Annotated in this window: 15 protein-coding genes; 7 read left to right on the top strand and 8 right to left on the bottom strand. The window is 66.4% G+C overall.

Annotated features, from left to right (window positions below):
• Nucleotides 1-5: 5 nt before the first annotated feature.
• Nucleotides 6-1,856 (top strand): penicillin-binding transpeptidase domain-containing protein, encoded by a 1,851-nt coding sequence (locus B841_RS08225; RefSeq protein ID WP_041632218.1) that lies wholly within the window; start codon nt 6-8, stop codon nt 1,854-1,856.
• 7 nt (nt 1,857-1,863) lie between these two features.
• Here B841_RS08225 and B841_RS08220 read toward each other — a convergent pair whose 3' ends face one another.
• Nucleotides 1,864-3,402, bottom strand: a complete 1,539-nt coding sequence (locus tag B841_RS08220; protein ID WP_020935027.1) for a DUF5129 domain-containing protein — start codon at nt 3,400-3,402, stop codon at nt 1,864-1,866.
• A 110-nt stretch (nt 3,403-3,512) separates the two neighbouring features.
• Between B841_RS08220 and map the strand changes: the two genes are divergently transcribed.
• The gene (gene map, locus B841_RS08215) at nt 3,513-4,388 is read left to right on the top strand and encodes a type I methionyl aminopeptidase (RefSeq protein ID WP_404825437.1); all 876 of its coding nucleotides are present in this window, start codon (nt 3,513-3,515) and stop codon (nt 4,386-4,388) included.
• 134 nt (nt 4,389-4,522) lie between these two features.
• On the opposite strand, the gene B841_RS08210 is transcribed toward map, so the two are convergent.
• From B841_RS08210 to B841_RS08195, 4 genes are all read right to left on the bottom strand, one after another.
• Complete coding sequence (locus B841_RS08210) at nt 4,523-4,915, bottom strand: hypothetical protein (RefSeq protein ID WP_020935025.1); 393 nt, start codon at nt 4,913-4,915, stop codon at nt 4,523-4,525.
• Between the two features lie 42 nt (nt 4,916-4,957).
• Complete coding sequence (locus B841_RS08205; RefSeq protein WP_020935024.1) at nt 4,958-5,329, bottom strand: hypothetical protein; 372 nt, start codon at nt 5,327-5,329, stop codon at nt 4,958-4,960.
• Between the two features lie 481 nt (nt 5,330-5,810).
• On the bottom strand, nt 5,811-7,214 hold the full coding sequence (mtr, locus tag B841_RS08200) for a mycothione reductase (protein WP_020935023.1): 1,404 nt from the start codon (nt 7,212-7,214) through the stop codon (nt 5,811-5,813).
• A gap of 83 nt (nt 7,215-7,297) precedes the next feature.
• Nucleotides 7,298-8,344, bottom strand: a complete 1,047-nt coding sequence (locus tag B841_RS08195; RefSeq protein ID WP_020935022.1) for an alpha/beta hydrolase — start codon at nt 8,342-8,344, stop codon at nt 7,298-7,300.
• Between the two features lie 253 nt (nt 8,345-8,597).
• On the opposite strand from B841_RS08195, the gene mqo reads away from it, so the two are divergent.
• The gene (gene mqo, locus B841_RS08190; protein WP_020935021.1) at nt 8,598-10,097 is read left to right on the top strand and encodes a malate dehydrogenase (quinone); all 1,500 of its coding nucleotides are present in this window, start codon (nt 8,598-8,600) and stop codon (nt 10,095-10,097) included.
• Nucleotides 10,098-10,408: 311 nt separating this feature from the next.
• Here mqo and B841_RS08180 read toward each other — a convergent pair whose 3' ends face one another.
• On the bottom strand, nt 10,409-11,860 hold the full coding sequence (locus tag B841_RS08180) for a protein adenylyltransferase SelO (RefSeq protein ID WP_020935019.1): 1,452 nt from the start codon (nt 11,858-11,860) through the stop codon (nt 10,409-10,411).
• A 57-nt stretch (nt 11,861-11,917) separates the two neighbouring features.
• Between B841_RS08180 and cobA the strand changes: the two genes are divergently transcribed.
• The 4 genes from cobA to B841_RS08160 all read left to right on the top strand — a co-directional run bounded on the left by cobA (nt 11,918) and on the right by B841_RS08160 (nt 16,013).
• On the top strand, nt 11,918-12,673 hold the full coding sequence (gene cobA, locus B841_RS08175; protein WP_084482010.1) for a uroporphyrinogen-III C-methyltransferase: 756 nt from the start codon (nt 11,918-11,920) through the stop codon (nt 12,671-12,673).
• A gap of 323 nt (nt 12,674-12,996) precedes the next feature.
• Nucleotides 12,997-14,100, top strand: a complete 1,104-nt coding sequence (locus B841_RS08170) for a TRAP transporter substrate-binding protein (protein ID WP_020935017.1) — start codon at nt 12,997-12,999, stop codon at nt 14,098-14,100.
• Nucleotides 14,101-14,691: a TRAP transporter small permease gene (locus B841_RS08165; protein ID WP_020935016.1), complete on the top strand. Its 591-nt coding sequence runs from the start codon at nt 14,101-14,103 to the stop codon at nt 14,689-14,691.
• A complete protein-coding gene (locus B841_RS08160; protein WP_020935015.1) occupies nt 14,691-16,013 on the top strand; it encodes a TRAP transporter large permease in 1,323 nt (440 codons plus the stop codon). The genes B841_RS08165 and B841_RS08160 overlap by 1 nt, the downstream gene beginning before the upstream one ends.
• 192 nt (nt 16,014-16,205) lie before the next feature.
• Here B841_RS08160 and B841_RS08155 read toward each other — a convergent pair whose 3' ends face one another.
• Together B841_RS08155 and B841_RS08150 are read right to left on the bottom strand one after the other, a co-directional pair.
• Nucleotides 16,206-16,970, bottom strand: a complete 765-nt coding sequence (locus tag B841_RS08155) for a DUF1648 domain-containing protein (protein WP_020935014.1) — start codon at nt 16,968-16,970, stop codon at nt 16,206-16,208.
• 34 nt (nt 16,971-17,004) lie between these two features.
• Nucleotides 17,005-17,790: a DUF1648 domain-containing protein gene (locus B841_RS08150; protein ID WP_041631838.1), complete on the bottom strand. Its 786-nt coding sequence runs from the start codon at nt 17,788-17,790 to the stop codon at nt 17,005-17,007.
• Nucleotides 17,791-17,799 lie beyond the last annotated feature (9 nt).

The following is a 17,799-nucleotide window of genomic DNA, read 5'->3' as shown; positions in this document are numbered from 1 at the left end:
TGCCCATGAAAAGGGTCGGTGGACTGGTCGCGGTGCTGTTGCTGGTGGCCGGGGTGATCGCGGGCTGCACTCCGAAACCCGTGTCCGCCGAGCCGACCGCCGAAGAATTTCTGTCGGCCTTCGCCGCCCGCGACGCCGACACGGTCGCGGGCCTGGTGGACCAACCGGAGCCCGCCCTCAAGATGATTACCCAGTCCTACGACGGCCTCCAAGCGGAAGGGCTGAGCGCAGAGCTCACCGGAGTCTCCCAAGACGGCACACACGCCACCGCCAGCTACCGCCTGAACTGGCAGCTGCCCCGGGACCGCAACGTGGCCTACGACACGCAGATGGTGCTCACCCAGACGTCCGGGGAGTGGACCGTCCGCTGGCAACCGACCGTCGTGCACCCGCAGATCGGCGCAAATCAACACCTGGAGCTGCGCTCCGTGCCGGCGATGAAAGCCAGCGTCGTCAGTTCGGACGGGGCGGAGCTGATGGCCCCGGGCAGCATGTACCGCGTCCTGGTCGACACGGAGGTGATGCGCGACCCGGAGGAGACCGCCGGGGCGATCGCCCGCGCCGTCAACGCGGCCCACGACCGCGACGAGACGGTGCCCACGATTGATGCGGCGGCCCTGACGGAGGAGCTGTCCGCGGCGGGCGGGACGTATTCGGTGGCTATGATCAACGCCGTTGAAGGCCCCGCCGTGGAGACTGACCTGGCTGAGCGCCGGGAAGTCTTCCTCAACGAAGAGGCCGCCATGGTCTCCACCGACCCCGGTTTCGCACCGGACATCATGGCCCGGATCGGCCCGCTGGTCGCCGACGACTTGGAGGGCGACGCCGGGTGGAAGGTCTCCGCCGTCAACGACAACGGCGCCGTGATCGGCGATCTGGTGTACCACGAACCACACCCCGAACCGGCGGTGCGGGTGAGCCTGGACCGCGACGCACAGGTCGCCGCAGAGCAATCCCTGTCGCAACTGCCGCAGGACATGGAAGCGATGCTCGTCGCGATCCGCCCCTCCACCGGGCAGGTGCTGGCCGTCGCCCAAACGGAAGCCGCCGACCGCGCCGGGGATCTCGCGCTGATGGGCCAGTACCCGCCGGGATCGATTTTCAAGGTCATCACCGCGGCGTCCGGAGTGCAGCAATTGGGGATGGACGCCGACATGGTCGTCGGCTGCCCGGGCACCCAGAACATCTACGGGCGCGTCGTCACCAACTTCAACGGATTCTCCCTGGGCAACGTCCCGCTGAACAACGCTTTCGCGCAGTCCTGCAACACCACCTTCGCGGACATGTCCACGCAGTTGGAACCCGGTCAGCTGCAGGAGATGGGCAAGGCCTTCGGGTTGGGCGTCGACTACGACATTCCCGGGTTGAACACCGCCACCGGTGCGGTCCCGGAGGGGGAAACCCCGCTGGAGCGCACCGAAGCCGGCTACGGGCAGGGGCTGACCCTGTCGAGCCCGTTCGGGGCGGCGCTGATGTCCGCGACCGCGGCCGCCGGCACCCGCCCGGTTCCGTACCTGATCGAAGGCCACGAGACCACGGTCAGCGAGGACGTGCCGTCCCCGGCGCCGGAAACCATCGACCAGGTGCAGCGGATGATGCGCTCGGTGGTGACCTCCGGCACGGCGGCCGGGATGACCGCATCCGGTGACATCCACGGCAAGACCGGCGAAGCCGAAGTCAACGACGGTTCCCACGCGTGGTTCACCGGCTACCGCGATGACCTGGCCTTCGCCTCGCTCATCGTCTACGGCGGCGGGTCGACGATCGCCGTCAACGCGGCGGACCGCTTCCTGAACGCGCTCGACGAGCTGAAGGCCGGACCGCAGATCGCCCCGGCACAGGAGCCGGCCGCCTGATTTCGCGCTAGAAGCTTGAGGAGCCGCCGGCGCCGGAGAACCCGGAACTGAAAGACGTGTTCGTGGCCCCGGAGGACGCCGCCTGTTGTGCCTGGACATTGCTGGTGTGCCAGGACGCCATCACCCAAAACGGGACGAAGTCGTGGTAGCCGTATCCCGGGCGCCAGCCGCGCTCGTACACGGCCGGGGACTTGAGGGCGGTGGCCTCCGCTTCGTCGACGTCGTCGAACTGCTGGCGGCGCAGCTCACCCAGCACGGAACGGTAATCCGCCAGCAGGACCACGAAGTGGTCGAGGAAGTCCTCGTCGCCGGTGCGGGAGGACAGAGAGTCGGCCTGGTCGCGTACCCGTTGCAGTTCGCGGTACAGTCCGCTGTCGGTGTCCTCCAGGCTGACCTGCGCCTCCACGACGTCGGAACGCAGCGCTTCCAGTTCGGTGCGGCGGACGACGTCGTCGCCGTGTTCGAGGCGAAAGAGCGTGTCGATGTTGTCTTCGGCGTAACTGACCTGCCGGGTCGTCAACGCGGCCTCGGTGATTTCGTCTGTTTTGGCCAGGAACTCCTTGTCGGGGGAGGAGGGCGTCAGTTCTCCGAGTGCGTCCACCTCGTCGTGTAGCCGCAGGAAGCGGTCCCGGACCTCCTCCCACTGCCTGCGCATCGTGGCGTCGGCGAAAGGCGAGGCCAGCGAGTGGGCGCGCACGTCGATCTGGTCGAGACGCCCGGCGAGCTGGCCGTATTCCGCGGACACCAGGTCCATTTCCGCGCGTGCCTGGGCGATCTTCCGGGAGCGGGTGCGGGCGGTGGCGCCGGCGGCGGCGGCGAGGGATCCGCCCAGCGCGCCTGCGCCCACGCCGCCGCCGATGATGCCGGCGGTGCGGGAGCCGACGGCGTCGTCGTAGAGGGTTTGACTGAGTTCCTCGACGTCGGTGGCGGAGTTCGCGCCCGCGAATAGCCCGGCGGGGATGTTGTCGTCGCGCACGCCCGGCTGGATGGCGGTGACCGCGTCGTCGAGGTGGCGGCCATCCCGCAGGTGCAGCGCGTCGGCGACGTCGTTGCCGGCGAAGACAAACGACTGGCGCGGATCCAGGCCGACGCCGACGATGAGCACGCCGTCGGCGAAAGAGTCGTCGTCGGCGCCGATCAGCTCAGGGCGGGCGTCGCGGATGAATTCTTCGACGGTGTCGTTGACGTTCTCGTGGTTTTCTGCGAACACCAGGTAGTGCAGCTGGGCGACCACGGCGGGGGCGTCCAACCGTTCCGCGTCGCGCAGCAGGCGTTGTTCGTCGTCGGCGCTGAGCACGCCGTGCGGGTCATGTACCTCGGTGGCCAGCTGCGTCGACGGGGCCAGCGGCCCGGTCGCAGAGACCGCGTAGTCCTGCTGCTGCGGGGTGGGCGTCGCCGCCCCGATCCCCAGGCCTGCGCCCGCGCCGACGAGGAGCGCCACACCAGCGGTGCCGAGGACGATTTTCCCGATCGACGGCGACGAGGACTTGTCGACGGCGGCAGATTCTTCCTCAGTCAAGGCGGTGCTTGGTTTCTCCTCGCTCATAGGGCCATCTTAACTGCATAAATAGGTCTGTGACTAGGGACACTTCTCCTGTCGGTCGTCGGAAGGTCCCGAATCCGTGAATCGCGGGGACCGGGGCTAGCATGGTCGGCATGACTGAACGTGCAATGCTCACCCCCGGAAAACCCGTCCCCGCTCCGCCCGTGCCCGACCACATCGAACGTCCGGAGTACGTGTGGAAGGACACGGTCCAAGAAAACATCGGCGAGCCGTTCGTCCAGACCCCGGAGACGATCGAGAAGATGCGCGAGGCTTCCCGTATCGCAGCCAACGCCCTGGCCTTGGCCGGTGCGGCCGTAGAGCCGGGCAAAACCACCTCGGAGATCGACGCCATCGCCCACGAGTACATGATCGACCACGGCGCCTACCCCTCGAGCCTCGGTTACCGCGGCTTCACCCGCGGCAGCTGCATCTCCCTCAATGAGATCGTCTGCCACGGCATCCCCGATTCCACGGTGATCCAGGACGGCGACATCGTCAACATCGACGTCACCGCCTACAAAAACGGCGTCCATGGCGACACCAACGCGACCTTCCTGGCGGGCAACGTCTCCGAGGAGCACCGACTGTTGGTCGAGCGCACCCGTGAAGCCACGATGCGCGGCATCAAGGTGGCCAAGCCGGGCCGACAGATCAACGTCATCGGCAGGGTCATCGAGTCCTACGCCAAGCGTTTCGGTTACAACGTGGTGCAGGACTTCACCGGTCACGGCGTCGGCCCGACCTTCCACAACGGCCTGGTCGTGCTGCACTATGACTCGGACGCCTACACGGACCTCCTCGAGCCGGGCATGACCTTGACCATTGAACCGATGATCAACTTGGGAGAGCTGCCGTACCGGATGTGGGACGACGGCTGGACCATTCAGAACCGGGACGGGAAATTCACCGCGCAGTTCGAGCACACCATCGTCATCACCGAGGACGGCAACGAGATCCTCACCCTCCCGGACGAGGGCATCGTTTAGCTGCACGCCCGTGCGTCGGCGGTTTCCCGGCAATCGTTCAATGCAAAACACCGCCCGGGCCCCTGAGGGGCCCGGGCGGTGTCGCGTCAGGAGGGGGAAGCCGAAGGATGTTCTCCCCGCATTCCCCACAAGCCTTAGCGCGGCAGCAATCCGACGTACTTGGCGGCGTTGACGGCGGCGACGATCAGGCCGACGACGGCGCCGACGCTGGCGACGGTGTTGAAGTCTTTCCAGTTCTGGGCCCAGGCCGGCAGATCAGGGGAGACGTCGTCGCCGAACATGTCTCCGCCGGTGACCAGAGGGGCCTCGATCTGGCCGTCTTCATTTTCTTTCCAGGCTTCCTGGTCGTGGCCGGCCGCGGAGGAGCCGCTGCTGAGCGCGGTGGTGATGCCGGAGGAGAGCGAGGCGTTCTGCTCCTGGGTCTCGGTGACGTCATCGCCTTCTTGGGCGCCGGCGACGGCGGTGCCGGTCAGTCCGAGGGTGAGGGCGGTGGCTGCGGCCACGGCGGCGGTACGGAAGTTACGCATGATATTCCTTTTCTGAAGGTAGCGGGACTGCGCTGAAGTGGATTAGCCGTGGACGATGGCGTTGTAGATCGGGCCCACCACGAGGCCGATCAGGGAACCGAGGCCGGCGACGACGGTCAGGGCCTGGAAAGCCTGCGCCCAGGCCGGCGCGGAGGACAGGTCGGTGTCCACGCCGAACAGCTCGGTGCCGGTGACGCCTTCGTCACGGTCCAGGGAGCGGCCGATCTGGGAGGACAGGGACGGGTTATTCGGGTCGTTGTCCGTCTCGTAGTCCTTGTCGAGGGGAACGCACGCGTCGACGTTGTCGGTGTGGGTGGAGCAGACGTCATCTTGGGCGACCGCGACAGAGGTGGAGCCAAAAGCCATCGTGACGGCTGCGGCGCCGGCGACGGCTGCTTTACGGATGGAGCGCATGGGGGAATATCCTTTGTGTTTCTTCAAGATCAGCGGGCGAACCGGATGGAAACGCCCGCGCATCCGGCGGCCGGGTTTCGGACTGCGAGGGGGAGAGGCCGGTGCCTGCCTGAGCATAGTTTTGGTGTTGCGTGTGTGCAGTTGGGGAGATGGCTGTGCAGTGGCTTTCTGGTGGGCAGGAACGCCCTGCAAGCCACATCCGTGTGACAGAAGGGGAGGAAGTGACGTTAATCTCAGTGAAAATTTAGTTAGCGCCCTTTAGTTTGGGGGGAAACTTATTTTTGCAATAGGTGGTGACGGGGGTGGCTTTCAGGGGTGATATGTTGCATTTGTACATACTTTGCCCATCGGTCGCTCCGGGGCAGGCCGAGTCCGGTTTCGGGTGGGCTTTCAGGCGCGCAGAAAAGCCGGCGCCCCTTATGGGGGCGCCGGCTGGACACTCGGGGAGAGGGCCCCGTCGGGGCCTCTCGGGCGCCGAGTGTCAGTCCTCGTTGAACTCGAGGCCGAGCAGTGCGTTCTCGGTGACCTCCGGCAGCGCCGGGTGGATCCAGTACTGCTTGGTGGCGACGGTGCGCACGTCCAGGTCGAAGGCCATGATGGTGATCACCTGCTGAATCAGGGTGGCCGCCTGCGGGCCCATGAAGTGCGCGCCGAGCAGCCGGCCGCTCTTCTTGTCGGCGATCAGCTTGACGATGCCGGTGTCATCCTCCATGGCCCAGCCATAGGCGACGTCACCGTAGTTCTGCACCTTGACGGTCAGGTCGAAACCGGCGGAACGGGCCAGCTCTTCGGTCAGGCCGACGGCGGCGATCTGCGGGTGGGTGAAGATCGCGGACGGCACCAGATCGTGCGGCATCGGCTCCATGTCATCGGGGTTCAGGATGTTGTGACGCACCTTGCGGGTTTCCGCGTTGGCGACGTGCTTGAGCTGGAACGGGGAGGAAACGTCGCCGAGGGCCCACACGCCCTCGGCCGTGGTGCGACCGAACTCGTCGACCTTGATGCGCCCGTCCTCGCGCATCTCGATGCCGGCTGCGTCCAGGTTCATCTGATCGCCGTTGGGGGTGCGTCCGGTGGCCACCAGCAGGGCGTCGGCGGTGATCTCGGTGCCGTCGTCGAGCGTCAGCGTGACTTCGTTCTCATCGCCGGAGAATTCCGTGACCAGACGGCCGACGTGAGTGGTGTAACGTTCGGCGGCGAGTTTGTTGAAGCGCTCGGAGATGTCGGAGTCGATCGGACGCAGCAGCGGGGAGCGGTTGACCACCGTGACCTCGGTGCCCAGCGCCTCGAAGACGTGCGCGAACTCCATGGCGATGAATCCGCCGCCGAGGATGGCCAGCCGTTTCGGCTGCTCCGGCAGGCGCATGATGTCTTCGTTGGTGTGGTACGGCACGCCGGAGTCCGCGATGACCGGAGGAATCGACGGTCGCGATCCGGTGGCGACGATGATCGTGTCGCCGGAGATGACCTTCTCCTCCGCGCCCTGGCCGGTCTTGATGGTTTTCGGGCCGACGAAGGAGGCGTGCTGGTCGTAGACGGTGATGTTCGGGGTCTCGTCGCCCCGGCGGTAGGCTTCGCCGCCCTCGGCGATCTTGTCGATCCGGTTGGCGAAGACACGGTCGACGATGCCGGACCAGTCGGCGCCGTGGTACTCGGTGGAGATGTTCAACCGCTCGGACTCTCGGGCCGCGAGGGCCACGTCCGCGGCATAGACGTACATCTTCGTCGGGATGCAACCGACGTTCATGCACGTTCCGCCGAATTTGTCCTTTTCGACGATCGCGATGGATTTGTCGTCGAAATCCTCGGTCGGAATGGAGTTGCCGGACCCGGCTCCGATGATGACGTAGTCATAGTGGGCGTCGACGGCGGGGGTGGTGGTCACTGTGAGAAACGCTCCTGAAATTGAAGATTGCTGTCTTTAATCAACAATAACCCATCTTGGTCGGACTATTCCTGGGGGTTCGCCTATGAAACGCCCTGATCACCGGTGCCGCGCGCCCGTTCGTCCAGCCAACGCGTCGACGTCGTCAGCGCTTCCTCCCGGGCGTGGGGAAGTGACAGGAACACGTCGTGCCGGGCGCCGTCCAGGGCGGCCACGGTCATGTCCTGGCCCAGCGCCGGGGCCCACCGCTGAATCTGGTTCACGTCGAGCACCGTGTCCGCGGTGTCGCTGGCCGCAGAATAGGGCTGCCCCAGATAAGACTTCGTCGAGCACAGCGTCAAAGCGGGGACGCCCACGTCCACCTCGCCGCGGTGCACTTTCGCCTGCCCGGCGAGGACGGCACGCAGCCAGATGACGTACTTGGGGTGCCCGCCCAGCGGCTTCATCCGGGTGTCGAAGTCCCATTCGCCGTGCCGGGACGAGTGGATCGATGCGCCGTAGGTGCCCAGGTTGCCGCCCGGGATCTTGAGGTTGGGCAACTTGGCGCCGAAGGCCTTCAGTGCTGGCCGCAGCAGACGCACCAGCCAGTCCGGGTACTGCATGTCCAGCCACGGTGAGTTCAGGATCAGCCCGCCGATCCGGTTGTGGCGGGCGGGGGAGGTGCGGCGCAGGCGGTCGAGCCACAGCGCTGCGACCAGGCCGCCGGTGGAGTGGGCGATCGGCGTCAGCGACGGGTGGCCCGCCTCGGTGATCAGGGACAGGGAGGCGGTGAGGTCCGGGAAATAGTTGGCCAGGTCGGCGGAGTAGTGCCAGCGCTGACCGTCTTGCCGGGCACGCCCGCATTTACGCAGGTCGACAGCGTAAAAAGCGTAGCCGTGCTCGTGGAAGTGGCGGGCGACGTGCTCCTGGAAGAAGTAGTCCGTCATGCCGGAGACCCACAGCAGTGCCGGCCGGCCGGAAAAATCGGCGTCGTCGCCGGGCGGGCGATGGCGCACCACCGTGGCGACCGCGTCGCCCTCGCCCTCCGGGTCCGGCCCCAGGTGGAGGTCCCGGGATTGGAAATCGGGGCCGAGCAGGTCCTCGTGCCAACGGTCGGAGGGGGCGTCGGTGGGTCCCGGGGTGGTGCTCATAGCCGCCCAGAATAACGGTCATGTAGCACCTGCGCATATGTTGTTCAGGTCACAGCGGGGGCGTGGGCGCCGGGTGGGGAACGGAAATAAGGCACGAAAGGGGGTAAGAAGTCACATCTTCCCACAGCTTTCAACAGTCAAATGCCACCCCCTAATATATGAGGCGTAAGCTGGATTGGAATCTTCGGCCGCCCATTCCTGATGGCTGTCCGAGGCTGATCGACGAGAATCGACAATGAAGAGGTAACAAGAGGTGTCCAACGCCAACGACAGCACCCAAATCACTGATGAGGTCGATGTCGCCCTAGTCGGTGCGGGTGTTATGAGCGCAACGCTCGGAGCCCTGCTTCGTGAGCTTGAGCCGAGCTGGTCGCAGATCATTTTCGAACGACTGGACGGCCCCGCCGAGGAGTCCTCCTCGCCGTGGAACAACGCGGGCACCGGGCACTCTGCGCTCTGCGAGCTGAACTACACGCCGGACCAGAACGGCACGGTGAACATCACCAAGGCCCTGAACATCAACGAGAAGTTCCAGGTTTCCCGTCAGTTCTGGTCGCATCAGCTCAACAACGGCGTCCTCGATGACCCACGCGAGTTCATCAACCCGGTCGATCACGTCTCCTTCGGCCAAGGCGCCGACCAGGTCGACTACATCAAGCGCCGCTACGAAGCGCTGTCCGCCAGCCACCTCTTCCCGGAGATGGAGTACTCGGACGACAAGGACGTCTTCAGCGAGAAGTTGCCGCTGATGGCCGAAGGGCGCGACTTCGAGTCCAACCCGGTCGCCATTTCCTGGACCCCGGTCGGCACCGACGTCAACTTCGGCGCCCAGACCCGCCAGTTCATCACTGCCGCCAAGGCCGCTGGCACCGAGGTCCGCTACGGCCACGAGGTGCTGAGCATCCGCGAAGACGGCGCGAAGTGGAAGATCACCGCGAAAAACGTCCACACCGGCGATAAGCAGGTCGTGCGCGCGAACTTCGTGTTCGTCGGCGCCGGCGGTTACGCCCTGGACCTGCTGCGCGGGGCCGGCGTCCCCGAGGTCAAGGGCTACGCCGGTTTCCCGGTCTCCGGCATGTGGCTGCGCTGCACCAACCCCGAGCTCGTGGAGAAGCACTCCGCCAAGGTCTACGGCAAGGCCTCGGTCGGCGCTCCGCCGATGTCGGTTCCGCACCTGGACACCCGCGTGATCGACGGCGAGAAGGGCCTCATGTTCGGCCCGTACGGAGGATGGACCCCCAAGTTCCTCAAGGAGGGATCCTTCCTCGACCTGTTCAAGTCGATCCGCCCGGACAACCTCACCTCCTACCTGGGCGTCGGCGTCCAGGAGCTCGGTCTGGTCAAGTACCTGGTCCAGGAGATCCTCAAGGACTTCGACGACAAGGTCGAGACCCTGCGCGAGTACATCCCGGAAGCCGACGGCAAGGACTGGGAGACCGTCGTCGCCGGTCAGCGCGTTCAGGTGATCAAGCCGGTCGGCTTCCCGCGCTTCGGATCCCTCGAATTCGGCACCACCCTGATCAGCAACCCGACCGGCACCATCGCGGGCCTGTTGGGCGCCTCCCCGGGCGCTTCCATCGCCCCGGCGGCGATGCTCGAGGTCCTGGAGCGGTGCTTCGGTGACCGCATGATCGAGTGGGCCCCGAAGATCGAGGAGATGTTCCCGTCCTACGGCATCGACCTGGCCGAGGATGAGAAGCTCTACGACGAGATGTGGGAGTACACCCAGAAGACCCTCAAGCTGGACCGCTAACCACGTCCAGCGTCGCCAAGCCGCACCATTTGGTTACCCAAATGGTGCGGCTTTGTGCATGCCCGGGTGCCGGTGGCCGCCGGCGGAGACACCCGCAGCCGCGCCTGCCACCTGGACGGCCGCCGCCTGACATCGACCGTTTTTGGGCCTGTCCGCCGCACCGGAAGCGAAGACCCGCGGCTGGCTCAAGGACCGCTGGGGAGTGTCCTGGTAGATCGTGCCCGCCGACATGGCCGAACTCATGGCCAAACCCCGCGCGTGGGACACGCTCCCGGGCGGGGCAGGCGTTCGTCATCGACGAGTTCCGACGGTTACGTCCCGCAGTAGGTGATGAACGGCCCGAAGGTCTCCGGCGCGGGGCCCACCAGCTCCAGGAGCTGCGAGGAGGCGTTGAACGGGTCCGTCACCGCCGCCAACAGCCGCTGATAGGCGGCCAGATCCCCGCGCTCCGCGTGGCGCAGCGCGTCGTCGACCAGGTGGTTGCGCGGAATGTAGATCGGATGCAGCCGGGCCAGCGTCGCCGCATCAGGAGACGTCTTCCGCCAGGAGGCCACAAACGACTCGACCGCTCCATGATGTTCCGGGGTGACCGACGACAGCACCATACGATCGTCGCCTTCGGCCGCGGGGATCAGCCCCCGGTGAAAGCTCGTGAGGTCCGGAGCGGTCGCCTGTACCAGCGACAGATAAGCCTCCACCAGCGGTGAATCCGCAGTCACGTCGAGCGCCTCACCGATGGAGGCGTGCCGGGCGGCGGTGTAGATCCCAGGGAAGGCGTCGATGGCCTCCTGCGCCCACTCCAGGGCCGTGTTCGGGTCGTCGTCGAACAACGGCAACATCGACTCCGCCAGGCGGGCCAGGTTCCACCCCAGGATCGTCGGCTGCCGGCCGAAGGCGTAGCGTGCACCGTGGTCGATGGAGGAAAACACCGCGTCCGGATCATAACGGTCGGTGAAGGCGCACGGCCCGTAGTCGATGGTCTCGCCCGTGAGCGTGGTGTTGTCCGTGTTCATTACCCCGTGCACGAACCCCAGCCGCAGCCACTGCGCCACCGTGGCGGACTGCGCGTGGGCGACGGCGGTGAACAGTTCCCGGTGCGGGTGCCGTGCCTGGGCGAGCTCCGGGTAGTGCCGACCGATCACATAATCGGCCAACCGTCCGGTCAGGCCGCCCTCCCCGTCCAGCAGGCGGGTGTACTGCATCGTGCCCACCCGGTTGTGCCCCCGTGCCACCCGCACCAGCAGCGCCCCGCGCTCGGGCCCGCCGGCGCGCGGAATGGATCGGCCCGTGGCCACCACCGCCAGTGAACGGGTGGTCGGCGTCCCCAGCGCCGCCATCGCCTCCGACATGAGGTATTCGCGCAGCATCGGCCCCACGGCCCCGCGCCCGTCGCCGCCCCGGGAGAAGGGGGTCGGGCCGGAACCTTTGAGGTGCAGGTCGCGCAGGGATCCGTCGGCGGCGGAGATCTCCCCGAGCAGCAGGGCGCGGCCGTCGCCAAGCCTGGGGGACAGCTGCCCGAACTGGTGCCCGGCATAACCCATCGCCACCGGGCGTGCCGTATCCGGCAGGGCACGGCCGATGAGGAACTGCACCCCCTCGGCGGAGCGCAGCCACTCGGGGTCCAACCCCAGTTCCCGGGCCAGTGGTTCATTGAGGACCAGCAAGTGCGGATCCGGTTGCTCTTCGGCGGACCAGTCGACCGTCAATTCCGGCAGGGCGTCGGCGTAGTCGTGGTGCAGGGTGATCGATGTGAGAGGCGACATGCCCCGAGGGTAACCGTGTGGCCGCGTTCACTGGTAGGGGCCGTACACTATTCAGCCATGACGACACCAACGACCCCTCAGCCCGCGGCAGTCACCCTCATCGGAGGCGGCCCCGGAGCATGGGACTTGATCACGTTGCGTGGCGCGCACGCCCTGCGTGACGCGGACGTGATCCTCACCGACCACCTGGGCCCCACGGGCCAGCTCGCGCAGATCATCGGCGAGGAGGCGGTGGCGGACAAGGAAATCATCGACGTCTCCAAACTGCCTTATGGCCGGCAGGTCGCCCAGGAGGAGACCAACCGGCTGATGGTCGAACACGCCCGCGCCGGGCGGCGGGTCGCGCGGTTGAAGGGCGGTGACCCGTTTGTGTTCGGGCGTGGCTTCGAGGAGGTGCAGGCGTGTGCTGCGGCCGGGATCGCCTGCGAGGTGGTGCCGGGGGTGACCAGCGCTGTCTCTGTGCCGGCGGCGGCGGGGGTTCCCGTGACCAACCGTGGGGTGGTGCATGCGTTTACGGTCGTGTCCGGGCACCTGGCGCCGGAGAATCCGGGGTCGTTGGTGGACTGGGGCGCGCTGGCCCGGCTCGGCGGGACGATCGTGGTGATCATGGGGGTGCGTCACGTGGCGGCGATCACGGCGGCGCTCATGGCGGCGGGGTTGGCGCCGGAGACTCCGGCGGCGGCGATTCAGGACGGGACGACCTCGGGGCAGGTGTCGGTGCGGGCGACGGCGGCCACGCTCGCTGAGGCGATGGCTGAAGCGCGGATCACTTCGCCTGCGGTCTATGTGATCGGCGATGTCGCGGGGCTCTGACGGGGCGCGAATATAGGTATTATCAAATGTGGTAAATACTGACACGGCACCCCCTAAAGGGGGTTAAATGCAAGTAAGGTTCCGGTTATTTCTCCTGCATATGCCGTGCTTAACCGGGGCGGGCTTCCCCTCCTCCTACTTTTTATGGAAATGTAGCACGTAACACCTATTGGATTGTTGCCTGAATTACACTCCCACCCCATGTGTGGCGGCCACCGGGAAGGCCACCGTGACCGTGGGCGGGGGAAGCCCATAGCGCGTGCAACCGGTTCTGTCCGGGCCAGGGCACGCCCCGACACTGAACCTGAACACGGAGTCAGCCCATGAAGCCCAGTGCACTGACGGCCCCGAAACCGGAAGTACCCCGACGTCGCCGCCCCCGGTGGGCCCGCATCGCCCTCACCGCGACGATGGCCGCGGCCGCCCTCGGCCTCAGCGCCTGCGCCAACCTGGGGGGACTGAACCTGGAGACCGTCGGCCAGGAAGACCAGACCACCTACGTCAAGCTCGCGTTGAACCAGACCGAGGCGCACCCCAGCTACATCGCCCTGGACAATTTCTCTGAACGCTTCGCGGAGCGCACCGACGATCGCTGGGTCATCGACATCTACCCCAACGAACAGCTCGGCTCCCAGCAGGAGGTGCTCCAGTTCGTCTCCTCCGGCGCCATCGAGATGGCGATCGTTTCCGGCACCCAGCTGGAAAACCTCAACCGCGATTTCCAGGTGCTGAACATGCCGACGACCTTCAGCGACGTCGAGCACCAGATGGGGGTCATCCGCGACCAGGATATCGTCGGCTCCTTGTTCGACTCCCTGGAAGACTCCAACAACATCACCGTCATCGGCGGCTTCACCCAAGGCTCGCGCTCCATCTACACCGCCGATGGGCCTCTTCGGGTGCCGGCCGACCTGGCGGGGCAGAAGATCCGCGTCCAGGAATCGGACATGCACATCCGCATGATCGAGCTCATGGGCGGCGCAGCCACGCCGCTGTCCTACGGCGAGGTCTACACCGCGATCCAGTCCGGCGTGCTCGACGGCGCGGAAAACAACGAGGTCTCCTACGTCACCCAGCAGCACCACGAGGTCGCCCCGTATTGGTCCTACACCAACCACCTCGTCGGCCTGGACTACATGATCATGCGCTCGGACCTGCGGGAGGCGATGAGCGAAGAGGACCGCCGCATCTTCGACGAGGAGTGGGAGACCGCCATGGTCGAGCACACCGAACTCTGGGACGTCGAAACCCGGGAGTCCATCGAGCGCGGCGAGGCCGCCGGCGCCACCTTTACCGAAATCGACCAGGAAGCGTTCCAGGAGGCGCTGGCGCCGATCGCCGACGAATTCCTGACCACCGACTACCAGCGTGATCTCTACGACGCGATCCGCGCGGACGACGTGGATTCCGCCGGGGAGGAGAGCTAGATGTTGCCCACGATCCGTGACTTCCTGAAGTCCATCCTGGCCGTGCTCAGCGTGACGCTGTTCGCGGTCCTGGTGGCCACGACGACCTGGCAGGTCGTCAGCCGCCAGATCCTCAATGAGCCGTCGACCTGGTCCGAGGAGCTCGCCCGCCTGTTGTTCGTCTGGCTCTCCTTCCTGGGCTCCGCGTTCCTGTTCGGGGAACGCGGCCACATCGCCGTCGATTTCCTGGCCCGCAAGCTTCCCTTCGCCGGCCAGCGCGTGGCCCAACTCTTCGTGCAGGTCATGGTTCTGCTCTTCGCCCTCGTCGGCCTGGTGTGGGGCGGCTACCTGGCGGCGTCCATCGCCTGGGAGCAAAACCTGACGGCCCTGCCGTTCACCATCGGCTGGGTCTACCTGGTCATTCCGATCGCCGGCGTGTTCATCGCCGTTTTCGCACTCATGGACATCGTCGGCCTGTTCCTGGGCGAGATCGAGCCCTACCCGGAGATCGATGACCCCGTCGCCGAGCCGACGGAGCCAGCCGCCTCCGATTCCACCCTTGTCGTGTCCGCCGAGGCGGACTCCACCGATTCGAAGGAGGCAGACCGCTGATGTTGTCCCCTTCTGCGGTGGCCGCACTCATCCTGCTCGTCGGCATCGTCTTGTTGATCGCCGCGTCCGTCCCGATCGCGATCGCCATCGGCTTGCCGTCATTGATCGCCGCCATGGCGGTGCTGGGCCCGGAAAACGCCGCCCAGGCCGTCGCCCAGCGCATGTTCACGGGCACCAACTCATTTTCCCTGCTGGCCATTCCGTTCTTCGTGTTGGCGGGGGCGTTGATGAACTCCGGCGGCATCGCCTCCAGACTCATCGACGCCGCCAAAGTCCTCGTCGGGCGGATGCCGGCCAACCTGGCGATGACCAACGTCGTCGCCAACGGCATGTTCGGCTCCGTCTCCGGCGCCGCCGTGGCCTCCGCGTCCGCGGTGGGCACGGTCATGAGCCCGCGCATGCGCCAGGAAGGCTACGACCGCGCCTATTCCGCCGCCGTGAACGTGGCCTCTGCGCCGGCCGGCATGCTGCTGCCGCCGTCGAACACCTTCATCGTCTACTCCCTGGTCTCTTCGACCTCGATCGCCGCGCTGTTCATGGCCGGCGTCGGCCCCGGCGTCCTCTGGCTGCTGGCGGTCCTGCTGATCGCCGTGTGGCTCGCCCGCAAGGAAAACTACAAGCGCCAGACGGAACACCCCACGATCGCGCAGGCGCTGTACGTCATCTGGCGCGCGGTGCCCAGCCTGTTCATGATCTTCATCGTCATCGGCGGCATCCTGCTCGGCTGGTTCACCCCGACCGAGTCCGCGGCCATCGCCGTGATCTACTGCCTGGTGCTCGGCTTCCTCTACCGCACCTTGCGGATCAAGGACCTGCCCGGCATCCTGCTCAACGCCACCCGCACCACCTGCATCGTCATGCTGCTCGTGGCGGCGTCCTCGGCGCTGTCGTGGGTGATGGCCTTCGCCGGCATCCCGGACCTGATCGCCAGCGGCCTGCTGAGTGTGTCCGAGAGCAAGGTGATCATCCTCTTCATCATCATGATCATCCTGCTGCTCATCGGCACCTTCATGGATCCGACCCCGGCGATCCTGATCTTCGTGCCCATCTTCCTGCCGATCGTCACCGAACTCGGCGTCGACCCGGTGCACTTCGGCGCCATGGTCGTGATGAACCTCTCGCTGGGCGTGATCACCCCGCCGATCGGCAACGTCCTCTTCGTCGGCGCCCAAGTGGCGGGACTGCGCATCGAACCGGTCATCCGCAGGCTGTGGCCGTACCTCGGCGGTCTGATCCTGGCGCTGTTCGCCGTGGTGTTCATCCCGCAGCTATCCATCTGGCTGCCCACCACCCTGGGGCTGATGACGCCCCTGGGTGGATGATGACACACCACTGACTCACGCCCGACGCCGCCGAGGCAGGGAGAACGCACCACAGCGTCCCGTCCCTCGGCGGCGTTGTCCTGTGCGCTCCACGCGGCCCTCACCTCACGTCGGCCCTAGGGGAGGGGACACGGCGCGGACGCCGCCGGGGAACGGGACCGCCCTTCGGCCCCACACATCCCGGCGAGGAGGCTACATCGTCGTGAAAGTCGGGATGACCACGACCGCGGCCACCACCACGAACACCGCCAGCAACGACCACAAAAACCGGCGCCCGGGGCCGTGGGCGTAATTGAACTCCATCGCATCGGGCTGACGCCGGGCCTTGACGATCGGCATCGGGTCCAGCCGGTTGTAATAAAACGCCCCCAGCCGAAACACCTTCTTCTCCTCACCCAACGCCTCCGCCCGCTGCACCTCCTCCAGGTCCGGCTCCGCCTCCGCGCGCACCCGCCGACCCGTGGCGACCACCAGGTTCAGCATCTTCAACAGCCCCAGGAAAGTGGCGACCACGATCACCGGCAACGACAACCGCGACGCCGGGGCCAAGGCGGGCAGCACCGCGACGGGACCGGCGTAAGCCACGCCGACGGCAAAGCCCAGCGCCAACCAGGACCACCCCAGGTTGACGGCCTCGATCTGCTCACGCTGCCGCCTGGCCATCGCGGGGGAGTAGGGCACCGCGACGCCCCTGCCGTCGCGCACCGGCTGCGGGTCCGTCGATCTGCGCGCGTCCGTGCACAACAGCACCGACAGCACGAGCGCCACCCCGCCGAGCACGGGCAGAAACAGCGCCGACCACCACGACCTGTCTTGCACGGTCGACGGGTCCGCCCCCGCGTAATGCACGGGCATCGGATCCGGGATCGAGGGATAACCCACCACAATCACCAGCGCCGACATCACCAACAAAGCCACGGTGGCCGCACGCAGGACGTTGGCCGGGATCTTTTCCATAAAACATCAATCTACCAGCCGGGAAGAAGTCATACTAAAGAATGGTCATCACTATCGGCAGGATGGTCACCGCCCCCACCAACAGCGCCACACACCGATAGAACAGCGCGCCGGGGGGATGCGCCACATTGATGTCGATGTTGCCGGAATTGGCGTACGACAGCCCGATCACGGCCGGATCAGCCGGGTTGCGGTAAAAGAACCCGCCGAGCCGGTACACCTGCCGCTGTGCGTCAGCGGGGGAGAGCAGCCGGTCGCGTTCCAGTTCCTCCTCGTCCGGGGGAAACCATTCCTTCGCCTGCGATTCGGCCCGGAAACTCAGGAACAGCCCCACGACCACGACCACCACCGTGCCCAGCAGCACCAGCACGAGCGCCGGGGTGAACAACCACCGGTAGTCCGGCACCAGCGACGCCGCCGCCAACATGCTCAGCCCCGCCGAGACGGTCAGGCCCAACCACGCCAGCCACCGGTTCGTGGCCGCCAGAAAATGATGCGCCCGCGCATGCGCGGACTCCGAAAACGGCACCCGGACCGCCTGCTCCGTCGCCCCGTCCGTCGGCTGCGGTTCCCACGCCTGGCGACGGACCACCTCCATCACCACGAACATCCCCGCGACGGCCAGGGCAATCGCGGGCAACGCAAACACCGTCGCCCACGACTTGTCCGCGAAGCCGTCCGGCTCCCCGGCGGCGTTGAAGTGCACCGGAATCACCTCCGGCAGGCGCGGATAATGCAGCGCCAGCACGATCGCGGCCACTACCGGCGCACCCAGCGACACGAGGTACACCCAGGAGGCGGCGGAAGGTGGAAGCTGCATACTTCCGAG

This window comes from Corynebacterium maris DSM 45190, assembly GCF_000442645.1.
Taxonomy (GTDB): domain Bacteria; phylum Actinomycetota; class Actinomycetes; order Mycobacteriales; family Mycobacteriaceae; genus Corynebacterium; species Corynebacterium maris.
This window is presented reverse-complemented; position numbering and strand designations above follow the sequence as displayed.